General features: G+C 71.1%; 12 protein-coding genes. 10 read left to right on the forward strand and 2 right to left on the reverse strand.

All coding sequences use genetic code 11. From position 1 onward, the window contains the following. Nucleotides 1-106: 106 nt before the first annotated feature. Entirely contained in the window at nucleotides 107-886 is a 780-nt protein-coding gene (locus AB0M39_RS08745) for a phosphatase (RefSeq protein WP_365361668.1), read from the reverse strand. 139 nt (nucleotides 887-1,025) lie between these two features. Next, nucleotides 1,026-1,661, reverse strand: a complete 636-nt coding sequence (locus AB0M39_RS08750; RefSeq protein WP_365361670.1) for a TetR/AcrR family transcriptional regulator — start codon at nucleotides 1,659-1,661, stop codon at nucleotides 1,026-1,028. Nucleotides 1,662-1,749: 88 nt separating this feature from the next. On the opposite strand from AB0M39_RS08750, the gene AB0M39_RS08755 reads away from it, so the two are divergent. From AB0M39_RS08755 to AB0M39_RS08800, 10 genes are all read left to right on the forward strand, one after another. Then, nucleotides 1,750-3,381, forward strand: a complete 1,632-nt coding sequence (locus tag AB0M39_RS08755; protein WP_365361672.1) for a carboxyl transferase domain-containing protein — start codon at nucleotides 1,750-1,752, stop codon at nucleotides 3,379-3,381. Nucleotides 3,382-3,394: 13 nt separating this feature from the next. Further along, nucleotides 3,395-5,407, forward strand: coding sequence for a biotin carboxylase N-terminal domain-containing protein (locus tag AB0M39_RS08760; protein ID WP_365361811.1), 2,013 nt, complete (start codon nucleotides 3,395-3,397; stop codon nucleotides 5,405-5,407). Beyond that, on the forward strand, nucleotides 5,404-6,345 hold the full coding sequence (locus tag AB0M39_RS08765) for a hydroxymethylglutaryl-CoA lyase (RefSeq protein ID WP_365361674.1): 942 nt from the start codon (nucleotides 5,404-5,406) through the stop codon (nucleotides 6,343-6,345). The genes AB0M39_RS08760 and AB0M39_RS08765 overlap by 4 nt, the downstream gene beginning before the upstream one ends. Before the next feature lie 2 nt (nucleotides 6,346-6,347). Next, on the forward strand, nucleotides 6,348-7,508 hold the full coding sequence (locus AB0M39_RS08770; RefSeq protein WP_365361676.1) for an acyl-CoA dehydrogenase family protein: 1,161 nt from the start codon (nucleotides 6,348-6,350) through the stop codon (nucleotides 7,506-7,508). Nucleotides 7,509-8,162: 654 nt separating this feature from the next. Further along, nucleotides 8,163-9,194 carry an ABC transporter substrate-binding protein gene (locus AB0M39_RS08775; protein WP_365361678.1) on the forward strand — a complete coding sequence of 344 codons (1,032 nt, stop codon included), beginning with the start codon at nucleotides 8,163-8,165 and terminating at the stop codon, nucleotides 9,192-9,194. 2 nt (nucleotides 9,195-9,196) lie between these two features. Then, nucleotides 9,197-10,063 (forward strand): siderophore-interacting protein, encoded by an 867-nt coding sequence (locus AB0M39_RS08780; RefSeq protein WP_365361680.1) that lies wholly within the window; start codon nucleotides 9,197-9,199, stop codon nucleotides 10,061-10,063. Nucleotides 10,064-10,210: 147 nt separating this feature from the next. Then, nucleotides 10,211-11,653, forward strand: a complete 1,443-nt coding sequence (locus AB0M39_RS08785; RefSeq protein ID WP_365361682.1) for an aspartate aminotransferase family protein — start codon at nucleotides 10,211-10,213, stop codon at nucleotides 11,651-11,653. Continuing rightward, the gene (locus AB0M39_RS08790) at nucleotides 11,637-12,914 is read left to right on the forward strand and encodes a lysine N(6)-hydroxylase/L-ornithine N(5)-oxygenase family protein (protein ID WP_365361684.1); all 1,278 of its coding nucleotides are present in this window, start codon (nucleotides 11,637-11,639) and stop codon (nucleotides 12,912-12,914) included. Before AB0M39_RS08785 ends, AB0M39_RS08790 begins: the two co-directional genes overlap by 17 nt. Next, nucleotides 12,911-13,441 carry a GNAT family N-acetyltransferase gene (locus AB0M39_RS08795; protein WP_365361686.1) on the forward strand — a complete coding sequence of 177 codons (531 nt, stop codon included), beginning with the start codon at nucleotides 12,911-12,913 and terminating at the stop codon, nucleotides 13,439-13,441. The genes AB0M39_RS08790 and AB0M39_RS08795 overlap by 4 nt, the downstream gene beginning before the upstream one ends. Next, entirely contained in the window at nucleotides 13,438-15,219 is a 1,782-nt protein-coding gene (locus tag AB0M39_RS08800; RefSeq protein ID WP_365361688.1) for an IucA/IucC family siderophore biosynthesis protein, read from the forward strand. Before AB0M39_RS08795 ends, AB0M39_RS08800 begins: the two co-directional genes overlap by 4 nt. The last annotated feature ends 33 nt before the right edge of the window (nucleotides 15,220-15,252 follow it).

Here is a 15,252-nt window from a genome sequence, read left to right on the forward strand (position 1 = left end):
CTTCGAGGGGGCAGGGGCGCTCTGGTGCGCGCTGCGCATCCTGCCGGCAGCCCGAGCGGGGGGATCTGGACCCCACGCCCGGGCTGGGTCAGGCGCACGGGCTGGGTCAGGCCAGGCCCGCCGCGTCCAGCAGGTAGGCGGTCAGCGGGTCGTAGAAGCGCGGGTCGGTGACGTGGTCGTCGAGGGGGACCGTCACCTGAACGGTGCCCTCCGCCTCGCCGATGAAGAGGGCCGGGTCGTTGCAGTCCGCGTAGCCGACGGAGTCCAGACCGCGCTGTCCGGCGCAGCCGGCCCAGCCGTGGTCGGCGACGACGAGGTCGGGCTGTGGTCTGCCCTCGCGCTCCAGCCCGTCGAGGATCGCGGCCATGGGCGCCGGGGAGTGGGTGTGCCACAGGGTCGCGCCGCGCTCCAGCATGGCGACGTCGGCGAACTGGAAGACCATCCCCTCGTCGGCGGTGAGCCCGCCGGGGATCCGCACGATCTCGCAGCCGGCGGCCCGCAGGGCGTCGGCGGTCTGGCGGTGCACGTCCAGCAGTCCGCCGGGGTGGCCGGTCGCGAAGAGCACGCGCTCCTTTCCGGCGGCGGCCTTGCGCAGGCGGGCGGCCATCCGGTCCAGCGCGTCGACGGTCAGTTCGGGGTCGATCGTGTCCTGCCCGTACCGGTGCTCGGGGTCGTCGTTGACCCCGCACCGCTCGGCCATGACGGCGAGCACGTCCTGCTCGTCGGTCCAGCGGTCGCCGAGCTCCAGCCCGAGCCAGTAATGACGGTCGCCGTTGGCGAGCTTGCGGTAGTGGGAGAGGTTGTTGTCGCGGGGGGTGGCGACGTCTCCGGCGATACGTGAGCGAACAAGGTGATCGACAAGGGCTTCACGGCTGGGTATCGGCATGCCCCCATTGTGCCGTCCCGGTCACGGCCCGTCCCGGCCATCCCGAACCCTGGACGGCGTCGCGCCCGGTGGGAGGGGTCGCGGGCTCACATATCGCCGGAGGTCGCGGCGCGGGGCCGCCCCGCCGCCGGGGGCGCCGTCAGACCGCTGTACGGCCGTCTGCGCGGCCGTCCGTACGGACCTCGTCGCCGAGCGATGCGAACGCCCCGTGCGCGAGCCGGCGCAGCAGCGTCTGCGTCGCCTCCCGCCCCGGGAGCCCGCTGCCGTACGACCCCAGGTGCGGGGTCGAGTTCAGCAGGCCGAACACCGCGTGCACGGCCGCCCGCGCCTCCGACTCCGGGACGTCCCGGTGCAGGTCGCGGACGACCGCGACCCATAGCTCGACGTACTGCCGCTGGAGCTGCCGCACCAGCTTCCGGTCGCTCTCCCGCAGGCGGTCCAGCTCGCGGTCGTGCAGTGTGATCAGCGGACGGTCGTCGAGGGCGAAGTCGATATGGCCGTCGATCAGCGAGGCGAGCAGGGCCTGCGGGCCCGCCGCCGCGTCCTCGACCCGCAGCCGCCCGCCGCTGAGGAGGCGCTCACTGATGCCCACCAGAAGCTCCGCCAGCATCGCGTCCTTGCCGGGGAAGTGCCGGTACAGACCCGGGCCGCTGATGCCCACCGCGGCGCCTATCTCGTCGACGCCCACACCGTGGAAGCCGCGCTCGGCGAAGAGGCGCGCGGCCTCGTTGAGGATCTGCTCGCGGCGCGTCGGGGCCGAGGTCCTGGTGCTCATGGGAATTCATTCTAGACAGGGCTGTTAGCGGTCGTTAACCTTGAGGAAACACGTTAACGCTCATTAACCGAGCAAGGGAGCTCGAGCAATGCAGCAGGCACCTGTGCTGGCGAGTGCGGCAGATCCCGCCTCCCCGGCCTGGCAGGCCAACGAGGCGGCACACCAGGAGCTCGCCGAAGGGCTCCGCAGCCGCCTCGCCGCGGCCAGACTGGGCGGCGGCGAGAAGGCCCGCGCGCGTCACACCGCGCGCGGCAAGCTGCTGCCGCGCGACCGGGTCGACGCCCTCCTCGACCCCGGCTCCCCCTTCCTCGAGCTCGCGCCCCTCGCCGCCGAGGGGATGTACGAAGGGCAGGCCCCGGCCGCCGGAGTCATCGCCGGCATCGGGCGGGTCAGCGGACGCGAGGTCGTGGTCGTCGCCAACGACGCGACCGTCAAGGGCGGCACGTACTACCCGATGACGGTCAAGAAGCACCTCCGCGCCCAGGAGGTCGCCCTCGAGAACCGCCTGCCGTGCGTCTATCTCGTCGACTCCGGCGGCGCCTTCCTGCCCATGCAGGACGAGGTCTTCCCGGACCGCGACCACTTCGGGCGGATCTTCTACAACCAGGCCCGGATGTCCGGCGCGGGCATCCCCCAGATCGCCGCGGTCCTCGGCTCGTGCACCGCCGGCGGCGCGTACGTCCCCGCCATGAGCGACGAGGCCGTGATCGTGCGCAACCAGGGCACGATCTTCCTCGGCGGCCCGCCGCTGGTGAAGGCCGCCACCGGCGAGGTCGTCACCGCCGAGGAGCTCGGCGGCGGCGAGGTCCACTCGCGCACCTCCGGCGTCACCGACCACCTCGCCGAGGACGACGCCCACGCCCTGCGGATCGTGCGGAACATCGTCGCCACGCTCCCCGCCCGCGGCCCCCTCCCCTGGTCCGTCGAGACCGTCGAGGAGCCCAAGGTCGACCCCGCCGGGCTGTACGGCGCGGTGCCGGTCGACTCCCGCACCCCCTACGACGTGCGCGAAGTGATCGCGCGGATCACGGACGCCTCCCGGTTCGCCGAGTTCAAGGCCGAGTTCGGGCAGACGCTGATCACCGGCTTCGCCCGGATCCACGGCCACCCCGTCGGCATCGTCGCCAACAACGGCATCCTGTTCGCCGAGTCCGCCCAGAAGGGCGCGCACTTCATCGAGCTGTGCGACCAGCGCGGCATCCCGCTGCTCTTCCTGCAGAACATCTCCGGCTTCATGGTCGGCCGGGACTACGAGGCGGGCGGCATCGCCAAGCACGGCGCGAAGATGGTCACCGCCGTCGCCTGCACCCGCGTGCCGAAGCTGACGGTCGTGGTGGGCGGCTCGTACGGCGCGGGGAACTACTCGATGTGCGGCCGGGCCTACTCCCCCCGCTTCCTGTGGATGTGGCCCAACGCCAAGATCTCCGTGATGGGCGGCGAGCAGGCCGCCTCCGTGCTGGCCACGGTCAAGCGCGACCAGCTGGAGGCGCGCGGCGAGCAGTGGCCGACCGCGGACGAGGAGGCCTTCAAGGACCCGATCCGCGCCCAGTACGAGCAGCAGGGGAACGCGTACTACGCCACCGCCCGGCTCTGGGACGACGGCGTGATCGACCCAATGGAGACCCGGCAGGTGCTGGGCCTGGCCCTGACGGCGTGCGCCAACGCCCCCCTGCCGCAGAAGGACTACTCGGCGCCCGGCTTCGGCGTCTTCCGGATGTGAGGGACAGATGACCATGTTCGACACCGTCCTCGTCGCCAACCGCGGCGAGATCGCCGTCCGGGTCATCCGCACCCTGCGGACGCTGGGCGTGCGCTCCGTCGCCGTGTTCAGCGACGCGGACGCCGACGCCCGGCATGTACGGGAGGCGGACACGGCGGTCCGCATCGGCCCCGCGTCGGCTGCCGAGAGCTACCTCCGCGTGGACCGGCTGCTGGAGGCGGCCGCGCGCTCCGGGGCGCAGGCGGTCCACCCCGGCTACGGCTTCCTCGCGGAGAACGCCGGGTTCGCGCAGGCCTGCGCCGAGGCCGGGCTGGTCTTCATCGGCCCGCCCGCGTCCGCCATCTCGCTGATGGGCGACAAGATCCGCGCGAAGGAGACCGTGCGCAAGGCCGGCGTCCCGGTGGTGCCCGGCTCCTCGGGCAGCGGCCTGAGCGACGACGAACTGGCCGACGCCGCCCGGGAGATCGGCATGCCGGTGCTGCTGAAGCCCTCCGCGGGCGGCGGCGGCAAGGGCATGCGGCTCACCCGCGTCGAGTCCGCCCTGATGGACGAGATCGCGGCGGCCCGGCGCGAGGCGCGGGCCTCCTTCGGCGACGACACGCTGCTGGTGGAGCGGTGGATCGACCGCCCCCGGCACATCGAGATCCAGGTCCTGGCCGACGGACACGGCAACGTGGTGCACCTCGGCGAGCGCGAGTGCTCCCTGCAGCGCCGCCACCAGAAGATCATCGAGGAGGCGCCGAGCGTCCTGCTGGACCAGAAGACCCGCTCCGCGATGGGCGAGGCGGCGGTCCAGGCGGCGCGCTCGTGCGGCTACCGGGGCGCGGGGACGGTGGAGTTCATCGTCCCGGGCGGCGACCCGTCCGCGTACTACTTCATGGAGATGAACACCCGCCTCCAGGTCGAGCACCCGGTGACCGAGCTGGCCGTCTCCATCGCCGGAGGCGCCCTGGACCTGGTGGAGCAGCAGCTGCGGGTCGCCGCCGGCGAGCCGCTGGCCTTCGCCCAGGAGGACGTCACCTTCAGCGGGCACGCGGTCGAGGCCCGCATCTGCGCGGAGGACCCCGCCCGCGGCTTCCTCCCCTCCGGCGGCACGGTCCTCGCGCTGCGCGAGCCGCAGGGCGAGGGGGTGCGCACCGACTCGGGCCTGAGCGAGGGCACGGAGGTCGGCAGCCTGTACGACCCGATGCTGTCGAAGGTCATCGCCTACGGCCCCGACCGGCCGACCGCGCTGCGCCGGCTGCGCTCGGCGCTCGCGGACACGGTGACCCTCGGCGTCCCGACCAACGCGGGCTTCCTGCGCCGGCTGCTGGCCCACCCCGACGTGGCGGCGGGCGACCTGGACACCGGCCTGGTGGAGCGGGAGGCCGACGGCCTGGTCCCGGAGGGCGTGCCGGACGAGGTGTACGAGGCCGCGGCGGCCATTCGCCTGGCCGAGCTGTCCCCCCAGCGGGGCGAGGGCTGGCGCGACCCGTTCTCGGCGTCGACCGGCTGGCGGATGGGCGGCCGTCCTGCGCCCGTCGTCCACTGGTTCCGGGCAGCGGGCCTGGAGCCCACGGAGTACGAGGCGCGAGACCGCGACAGTCACCGGGTCGAGGACGACCGGGTCTCGGTCACCGTCGACGGCATGGTGCACACCTTCTGGCGGGCCGGCTCCTGGCTCGGCCGGGACGGCGACTCGTGGCACGTCCAGGACTTCGACCCGGTGGCCGCGTCCCTCACCGGCGGCGCGCGCTCCGGGGCCGACACCCTGGCCGCGCCCATGCCGGGCACGGTCACCGTCGTCAAGGTGGCGGTCGGGGACCAGGTGGCCGCCGGGCAGAGCCTGCTGGTGGTCGAGGCGATGAAGATGGAGCACGTCATCTCCGCCCCGCACGCCGGGACCGTCACCGAGCTCGACGTGAGCGCGGGCTCCACCGTCCAGATGGACCAGGTCCTGGCCGTGGTCACCCCCGAGCCGGCGCCGTCCGACGCCGCGGAGAAGCCGGAGCAGTCCGGCCCGTCGGGAACGGAGGGCCGGTCATGACCGACGGACTGCCGATGGCCTTTCCCGTGCAGGATCTGCCGCCGCGGGTGCGCATCCACGAGGTGGGCGCGCGCGACGGCCTGCAGAACGAGAAGGAGGTCGTGCCGACCGAGGTGAAGGCGGAGTTCGTCCACCGCCTCGCCGAGGCCGGTCTGACGACCGTGGAGGCGACCAGCTTCGTCCACCCCAAGTGGGTGCCCCAACTGGCCGACGCCGAGCAGCTGTTCCCGATGCTGGGCGATCTCGAGGGCGTCGCCCTGCCGGTGCTCGTGCCGAACGAGCGCGGGCTGGAGCGCGCCCTCTCCCTCGGCGCGCGCCGCATCGCGGTGTTCGGGTCGGCGACGGAGACGTTCGCCCTGCGCAATCTCAACCGCTCGGTCGACGAGTCGCTGGCCATGTTCGAGCCGGTCGTCGCCCGCGCCAAGGCGGACCGCGTTCATGTCCGGGGCTATCTGTCGATGTGCTTCGGCGACCCCTGGGAGGGTCCCGTCCCCGTCCACCAGGTGGTGCGGGTCGCCAAGGCGCTGATGGACCTGGGGTGCGACGAGCTGAGCCTCGGCGACACCATCGGGGTCGCCACGCCCGGGCACGTCCAGAGCCTTCTGGCCCAGCTCAACGAGGAGGGCGTGCCGACCTCCGCGATCGGCGTGCACTTCCACGACACCTACGGCCAGGCACTGGCCAACACCCTCGCCGCGCTCCAGCACGGCGTGACCACCGTGGACGCCTCGGCGGGCGGCCTCGGCGGCTGCCCGTACGCCAAGAGCGCGACCGGCAACCTCGCCACCGAGGACCTCGTGTGGATGCTGCACGGCCTCGGCGTCGAAACCGGCGTCGACCTCGGCCGGCTCACCGCCACGAGCGTGTGGATGGCCGACCGACTGGGCCGTCCCAGCCCCTCCCGTACCGTCCGCGCCCTCTCCCACAAGGAGTCCTAGCGATGTCCCTTGACCACCGGCTCTCCACAGAGCACGAGGAACTGCGCCGCACCGTCGAAGAGTTCGCCCACGACGTCGTGGCGCCGAAGATCGGCGACTTCTACGAGCGCCATGAGTTTCCGTACGAGATCGTCCGCGAGATGGGGCGGATGGGGCTGTTCGGCCTGCCGTTCCCCGAGGAGTACGGCGGCATGGGCGGCGACTACCTCGCGCTCGGCATAGCGCTGGAGGAGCTGGCGCGCGTCGACTCTTCCGTGGCGATCACGCTGGAGGCGGGGGTGTCGCTGGGCGCGATGCCGGTGTACCGCTTCGGCACGGAGGAGCAGAAGCGCGAGTGGCTGCCGCGGATGTGCTCCGGCGAGATGCTCGGCGCGTTCGGCCTGACCGAGCCGGGGGCGGGCTCGGACGCGGGCGGCACGAGGACGACGGCCGTGCGCGACGGGGACGAGTGGGTGATCAACGGCTCGAAGTGCTTCATCACCAACTCCGGGACCGACATCACCGGCCTGGTCACGGTGACGGCGGTGACCGGCCGCACGGCCGAGGGCAAGCCGAAGATCTCCTCGATCATCGTGCCGTCGGGCACGCCCGGCTTCACGGTCGCGGCGCCCTACTCCAAGGTGGGGTGGAACGCGTCGGACACGCGTGAGCTGGCCTTCTCGGACGTACGGGTCCCGGTGGCGAACCTCCTCGGCGAGGAGGGGCGCGGATATGCGCAGTTCCTGCGGATCCTCGACGAGGGCAGGATCGCGATCTCGGCGCTGGCGACGGGTCTGGCGCAGGGCTGCGTGGACGAGTCGGTGAAGTACGCGCGCGAGCGCCACGCCTTCGGCCGCCCGATCGGCGCGAACCAGGCGATCCAGTTCAAGATCGCCGACATGGAGATGCGCGCGCACATGGCCCGCGTCGGCTGGCGCGACGCGGCGTCGCGGCTGGTCCAAGGAGAGCCGTTCAAGAAGGAGGCGGCGCTGGCGAAGCTGTACTCCTCCACGGTGGCGGTGGACAACGCCCGCGAGGCGACGCAGATCCACGGCGGCTACGGCTTCATGAACGAGTACCCGGTGGCCCGGATGTGGCGCGACTCCAAGATCCTGGAAATCGGCGAGGGGACGAGCGAGGTCCAGCGCATGCTGATCGCAAGGGAGTTGGGCCTCCCGGCTTAACGGAAACCTCGCCGGCGTTTGAGGCGCACCTTCAGCCTCGCCGGCGTTTGAGGCGCACCTTCAGCCTCGCCGGCGTTTGAGGCGCGGGGTCCGGGGCAGCGCCCCGCGGGCAACCCGCACAGGGCACGACCCGCGCCCCGGGGGGCTACGCCCCCGTACGGCCTCCGGCCGTGTCCTCAATCGCCGGACGGGCTGAGTTTCCCCGGACTTGAGCCGCACATCCGACCTCGCCAGAGACGCTGGGTTTCCCGGCCTTTGAAGCGGGGGCTCGGGGACAAGGCCCCCAATCCAAGCCTCGCCGGCGATTGAGGCGCGGGGTCCGGGGCGGAGCCCCGCGGGCAGCCCGCACAGGGCACGCCACCCTCGCCCCGGGGGGCTACGCCCCCGTACGGCCTCCGGCCGTGTCCTCAAACGCCGGACGGGCTGAGTTTCCCGGCGATTGAGGCGCGGGGTCCGGGGCAGAGCCCCGCGGGTCGCCCGCGCAGGGCGCGCCAACCCCGCCCGCCCCCACGACAGTCCACCCCCGCCGTCTAGATCACAATTCCGCGGCCCCTCTCGAAACCGCCGATGAGGTTAGGCTAACCTACCCTCGAACTTCCCTGTGGCCAGAAACAGGCCTACCAGAAACCGGCGCATACGAAAGCGGACATCACCATGCCCAACGCCCGCCCCTCCCACCTCACCCGTCGTGGTGTCCTCGCCGCGGGCAGCGCCCTCGGTCTCGGCGCCGCTCTCGCCGCCTGCGGCAAGGACGACGACAAGGGCGGCGCGGACAAGTCCGCCGCGAAGAAGTCGTCCGGCCCCTGGTCCTTCACCGACGACCGGAGCACGAAGGTCTCCCTCAAGGCCGTTCCCACGAACATCGTCGCCTTCGTCGGCACCGCCGCCGCGCTCCACGACTACGGCGTCTCGGTCAAGGGCGTGTTCGGCCCCACCAAGACCAAGGACGGCAAGCCCGACGTCCAGGCGGGCGACCTCGACGTCGACAAGGTCGAGATCATCGGCAACGCGTACGGCGAGTTCAAGATCGAGAAGTACGCCGCGCTCGCCCCCGACCTCCTGGTCACCAACATGTGGGCCAAGGACGACCCGTGGTACGTCCCGCCGCAGTCCAAGGACAAGATCATGAAGATCGCTCCCAGCGTTCTTCTGTGGGCCGCCGAGACCAGCATGCAGAAGGCCCTGGAGCGCCACGCCGAGCTCGCCGCCTCCCTCGGCGGCGACGTGAAGTCGAAGAAGGCCGTCGACGCCAAGGCCCGCTTCGAGAAGGCCGCCGCCCGGCTGCGCGCCGCCGCCAAGTCGAAGCCCGACGTCAAGGTCCTCATCGGCTCCGGCAGCGCGGAGCTCTTCTACGTCTCCGTCCCCAAGATGTCCGCCGACACGCTCTACTTCCAGGAGCTGGGCGTGAAGTTCGTCGAGCCCAAGGCGAACGCCCAGGGCTTCTTCGAGGAGCTCAGCTGGGAGAACGCCGGCAAGTACGACGCCGACATCATCATCCTGGACAACCGCACCGGCACCCTGCAGCCCAAGGACCTGGCCTCCAAGCCGACCTGGGCCAAGCTCCCCGCCGTCAAGGCCGGGCAGGTCTTCCCGCGCGTCACCGAGCCGATCTACTCGTACGACAAGTGCGCGCCGATCCTCGAGGACCTCGCCAAGGCCATCGAGAACGCGAAGAAGGCCGCCTGACCATGACGACGCAGGCCGAGCCCGCCCCCTTCCGCTTCTTCGACCTGGAGGTCGTCCGGACCCGGCGGCTCGGCCCGTCGATGGTCCGTGTGACCTTCGGCGGCGAGGCCCTTGTGGACTTCGCCGCCGGGGGCCGCGACCAGAGCCTCTCGCTCTTCCTCCCGCACCCCGGCCAGCCGGCGCCGGTCGTCCCGGTCGCCGAGGACGGCGACATGTACGCCACCCTCGGCGCCTGGCGCGCGATGCCCGACGACGTACGCGCGGTCATGCGCTCGTACACCGTGCGGGAGCAGCGCCCGGACCCCGCAGAGGTCGACATCGACTTCGCGCTGCACGGCGACGGCGGCCCGGCCTCCCGCTGGGCGGCGGCCGCCGCGCCCGGGCACCGGGTCACGGTGCTCGGCCCCGCGGTCGCCGACAACACCGCTGTGCGCTGCCGTCCGCCGAAGGACACGGACTGGGTGCTGATCTGGGCCGACGAGACCGCGCTGCCGGCCGCCGCGGCGATCCTGGAGTGGCTGCCCGCCTCCCTGAAGGCCGAGGTCTTCCTGGAGGTCCAGCACCCGCAGGACCGGCTGGAGATGGCCACGTCCGCGGACGCCCGGATCACCTGGCTGGTGCGGGCCGACGGCGCGCCCTCGGCTCTGGAGGCCGTCTCCGCCGCCGAGTTCCCGGCCGGCACTCCGTACGCCTGGATCGCGGGCGAGTCGGGCAGCGTCAAGGCGCTGCGCCGCCATCTCGTGGGCGAGCGCCAAGTCGACCGGCGCCGCGTCACGTTCGTGGGCTACTGGCGCCAAGGGCTGAGCGAGGACGGCTACCGCGAGGCGCCCGACGACGTCGTCGAGGACGAGGCGTCCGCCGAAGTGTGAACAACGGCATAACAGTTGCGTCCCGTGGGGGGCGAGGGGCCGGTGGCGTGAAAAGTTAGGTTAGGCTAACCTAACTAAACGTCCCCCCCTCGCCCCCTTCCTTCTCCCCGAGGGCGACCAAGTCCCCGCATTCCAAAAGGACCTTGCATGCGCTCGCACCTGCTCAATGACGCAACGGCGGAGCTCTACCGGCGCTCCGTGACCGAAGGAGTCGAGCGGGTGGCGAATCGTCTCGCCACAACCCGACAGCCGTTCACGGGTGTGTCCCCCGACGAGCTCGCCCCAGTCGTGTCCGCCATCGACCTCGACCAGCCGCTGGGCGACGCCTCCGCCGCCCTCGACGAGCTGGAGAGCGTCTACCTGCGCGACGCCGTCTACTTCCACCACCCGCGGTACCTCGGCCACCTCAACTGCCCGGTCGTCATCCCCGCCGTCCTCGGCGAGGCCGTCCTCTCCGCGGTCAACTCCTCCCTCGACACCTGGGACCAGAGCGCCGGCGCCACGCTCATCGAGCGCCGCCTGATCGACTGGACCACCGAGCGCATCGGCCTCGGCCCCGCCGCCGACGGCGTCTTCACCAGCGGCGGCACCCAGTCCAACCTCCAGGCGATGCTGCTGGCCCGCGAAGAGGCCAAGACCCGCGACCTCGCGAAACTGCGCATCTTCAGCTCCGAGTGCAGCCACTTCAGCGTCCAGAAGTCCGCGACCCTCCTCGGTCTCGGCCCCGACGCCGTCGTCTCCATACCCGTCGACCGCAACAAGCGGATGCAGACGGTCGCGCTCGCCGCGGAGCTTGAGCGCGTCCACGCCGAGGGCCTGGTCCCCATGGCGATCGTCGCGACCGCCGGCACCACCGACTTCGGCTCCATCGACCCGCTGCCCGAGATCGGCGAGCTGGCCGAGCAGTACGGCGCCTGGATGCACGTCGACGCCGCCTACGGCTGCGGACTGCTCGCCTCCCCCACCCGCCGCGGCCTCCTGGCCGGCATCGAGCGCGCCGACTCGGTCACCGTGGACTACCACAAGTCCTTCTTCCAGCCGGTGAGCTCCTCCGCGATCCTCGTGCGCGACGGCGCCACGCTCGGCCACGCCACGTACCACGCGGACTACCTCAACCCCCGGCGCACGGTGGAGGAGAAGATCCCCAACCAGGTCGACAAGTCCCTGCAGACCACCCGCCGCTTCGACGCGCTCAAGCTGTGGATGACGCTGCGCGTGATGGGCGCGGACGGCGTCGGCCAGCTCTTCGACGAGGTCTGCGACCTCGCCGCCGCCGGCTGGGACCTGCTCGCCGCCGACCCGCGCTTCGACGTCGTCGTCGAGCCGCAGCTGTCCACCCTGGTCTACCGCTACATCCCCGAGGCCGTCACCAGCCCCACCCTGATCGACCGCGCCAACCTCTACGCCCGCAAGGCGCTCTTCGCGTCCGGCGAGGCCGTCGTGGCCGGCACCAAGGTCGGCGGCCGCCAGTACCTCAAGTTCACCCTGCTCAACCCTGAGACGACGACCGAAGACATCGCCGCCGTCCTCGATCTGATCGCCGGCCACGCCGAGCAGTACCTTGGAGAGAACCTTGTCCACGCTTCCTGAACCCCGTGAGACGTACGACTTCATCGGGATCGGGCTCGGCCCCTTCAACCTCGGCCTGGCCTGTCTGACCGAGCCGATCGACGAGCTGAACGGCCTGTTCCTGGAGTCCAAGCCGGGCTTCGAATGGCACTCGGGCATGTTCCTCGAGGGCGCGCACCTGCAGACCCCGTTCATGTCGGACCTGGTCACCCTCGCCGACCCCACCTCGCCGTACTCCTTCCTGAACTACCTGAAGGAGTCGGGCCGGCTGTACTCCTTCTACATCCGCGAGAACTTCTATCCGCTGCGGACCGAGTACAACGACTACTGCCGCTGGGCCGCCGGCAAGCTGCGCAGCGTCCTGTTCGACACCACCGTGACCTCGGTGTCGTACGACGAGGAGGGCGAGGTGTACGTGGTGCGCACCGCGGACGCCGCCTTCCGCGCCCGCCGTCTCGTCCTGGGCACCGGCACCCCGCCGTACATCCCCGAGTCCTGCCAGGACCTGGGCGGCGACTACCTGCACAACTCCCGCTACCTGGACCACAAGGAAGCGCTGCAGCGCAAGGAGTCGATCACCCTCGTCGGCAGCGGACAGAGCGCCGCGGAGATCTACTACGACCTGCTGTCCGAGATCGACGTGCACGGCTACCGGCTCAACTGGGTCACGCGCTCCCCGCGGTTCTTCCCGCTGGAGTACACCAAGCTGACGCTGGAGATGACCTCCCCGGAGTACATCGACTACTTCCACGCGCTGCCCGAGGCGACCCGCTACCGGCTGGAGAGGGAGCAGAAGGGCCTGTTCAAGGGCATCGACGGGGACCTGATCGACGCGATCTTCGACCTGCTCTACCAGAAGAGCCTGGGGGGCCCGGTCCCCACCCGGCTGCTGACCAACTCCGCGCTGCACAGCGCGAGCTACGAGGGCGGCGGGTACACGCTGGGCCTGCGCCAGGAGGAGCAGGGCAAGGACTTCGAGCTGAGCACCGAGGGCCTGATCCTGGCCACCGGCTACAAGTACGTCGCCCCCGAGTTCCTGGCCCCGGTCGCCGACCGGATCCGCAAGGACGGGCAGGGCCGCTACGACGTCGCCCGCAACTACTCCATCGACACCGCCGGGCGCGAGATCTTCCTGCAGAACGCGGGCGTCCACACGCACTCGATCACCTCGCCCGACCTGGGCATGGGCGCGTACCGCAACGCGTACATCATCGGCGAGCTGCTGGGGACCGAGTACTACCCCGTCGAAAAGTCCATCGCGTTCCAGGAGTTCTCCGTATGACCTTCACCGTCCGCCCCCTCGACCCGTTCGCCGACGCCGAGCTCCTGCACGGGTGGGTCACCCACCCCAAGGCCGCCTTCTGGATGATGCAGGACGCGAAGCTCCAGGACGTCGAGCGCGAGTACATGGCGATCGCCGCCCACCCGCACCACCACGCCTTCATCGGCATGCGGGACGGCGTGCCGGTCTTCCTGATGGAGCGCTACGACCCCGCCGAGGTGGAGCTCGTCGGGCTGTACGAGGCCCAGCCGGGCGACGTGGGCATGCACTTCCTGGTCGCGCCGACCGACACCCCGGTGCACGGCTTCACCCGCGCCGTGATCACCGCGGTGATGGAGGAGCTGTTCGCGGACGAGACGGTCGAGCGCGTCGTCGTCGAGCCGGACGTGGGCAACAAGGCCGTGCACGCGCTCAACGAGGCCGTCGGCTTCGAGATCGTCGAGCGGATCGCCAAGCCGGAGAAGGACGCGTATCTCAGCGTGTGCACCCGGGAGCAGTTCCTGGCGACGCAGGCGGTGGCCCGATGAGCCTCTCCGACGCCGTCGCCCATCTGACCCCCGAGCTGTGGGAGCAGGCCAACCGGCTGCTCGTGCGCAAGGCGCTCGCGGAGTTCTCCCACGAGCGGCTGCTGACGCCCCAGGCGCTGGGCGAGGACCGCTACCAGGTGCTCAGCGACGACTCTGCCGTCGCGTACCGCTTCACCGCGCGCCTGTTCGCCCTCGACCACTGGCAGATCCCGGCCGAGTCGATCACCCGCCATCTGGACGGCGCGGAGGCGCCGCTGGACGCGCTGGACTTCTTCATCGAGCTGCGCGGCGCCCTCGGCCTGAGCGACGAGATCCTGCCGGTGTACCTGGAGGAGATCTCCTCCACGCTCTCCGGCGCCGCGTACAAGCTCGCCAAGAAGCAGCTGACCTCCGCGGAGCTGGCCGGGTCCGGGTTCCAGGAGATCGAGACGGGGATGACCGAGGGCCACCCCTGCTTCGTCGCCAACAACGGCCGGCTCGGCTTCGGCGTGCACGAGTACCTCTCGTACGCCCCCGAGACGGCGAGCGAGGTCAAGCTGGTCTGGCTCGCGGCCCGCCGCGACCGGGCGACGTTCACCTCGGGCGCGGGGCTGGACTACGACGCGCTGGTCCGCGACGAGCTCGGCGAGGGGACCCTCGCCCGCTTCGGCGCCCGGCTCGACGAGCTGGGCCTGGACCTCGCCGACTACTACCTGCTGCCCGTGCACCCGTGGCAGTGGTGGAACAAGCTCTCCGTCACCTTCGCCGCGGAGATCGCCCAGCAGCGTCTGGTGTGCCTGGGGACGGGCGACGACGAGTACCTCGCCCAGCAGTCGATCCGTACGTTCTTCAACACGACCGACCCGTCGAAGCACTACGTCAAGACGGCCCTGTCGGTGCTGAACATGGGCTTCATGCGGGGCCTGTCCGCCGCGTACATGGAGGCCACCCCGGCCATCAACGACTGGCTCGGGGCCCTGATCGACAGCGACGACGTCCTCAAGGCGGCCCGCTTCTCGATCATCAAGGAGCGGGCGGCGATCGGCTACCGCCACCTCCAGTACGAGCGGGCGACCGACCGCTACTCCCCGTACCGCAAGATGCTGGCCGCGCTCTGGCGCGAGAGCCCGGTCGCCTCTGTCGAGGGCGGCGAGCGGCTGGCCACGATGGCCTCGCTGCTCCATGTGGACCACGAGGGCGCGTCCTTCGCGGGCGCGCTGATCGACCGGTCCGGGCTGCCGCCGGCGCAGTGGCTGCGGGGCTATCTGGACGCGTACCTCGTGCCGGTGCTGCACTGCTTCTACGCCTACGACCTGGTGTTCATGCCGCACGGCGAGAACGTGATCCTGGTCTTCGGCGAGGACGACACGGTCCAGCGGGCGATCTTCAAGGACATCGCCGAGGAGATCGCGGTGATGGACGCGGACGCGGTCCTGCCGCCGGCCGTGGAGCGCGTCCGGCAGGACGTCCCGGACGACATGAAGCTGCTGTCGATCTTCACGGACGTCTTCGACTGCTTCCTCCGCTTCATGGGCGCGGCCCTGGCCGCGGAGGGCCGCATGGACGAGGAGGCGTTCTGGCGGACGGTCGCGGAGTGCGTGCGCGGCTACCAGGAGTCCATGCCGCATCTGGCGGACAAGTTCGCGGAGTACGACATGTTCGCCGAGGACTTCGCGCTCTCCTGCCTCAACCGGCTCCAGCTGCGCGACAACCGGCAGATGGTGGACCTCTCCGACCCGTCCGGCGCGCTCCAGCTCGTCGGCACGCTCGAGAACCCGATCGCGCGGTTCTCCCAGTGACAGGCGGGCGCGCGCGAAAACGGTCCCTCGCGC

The organism is Streptomyces sp. NPDC051907, from assembly GCF_040681075.1.
Taxonomy (GTDB): Bacteria; Actinomycetota; Actinomycetes; order Streptomycetales; family Streptomycetaceae; genus Streptomyces.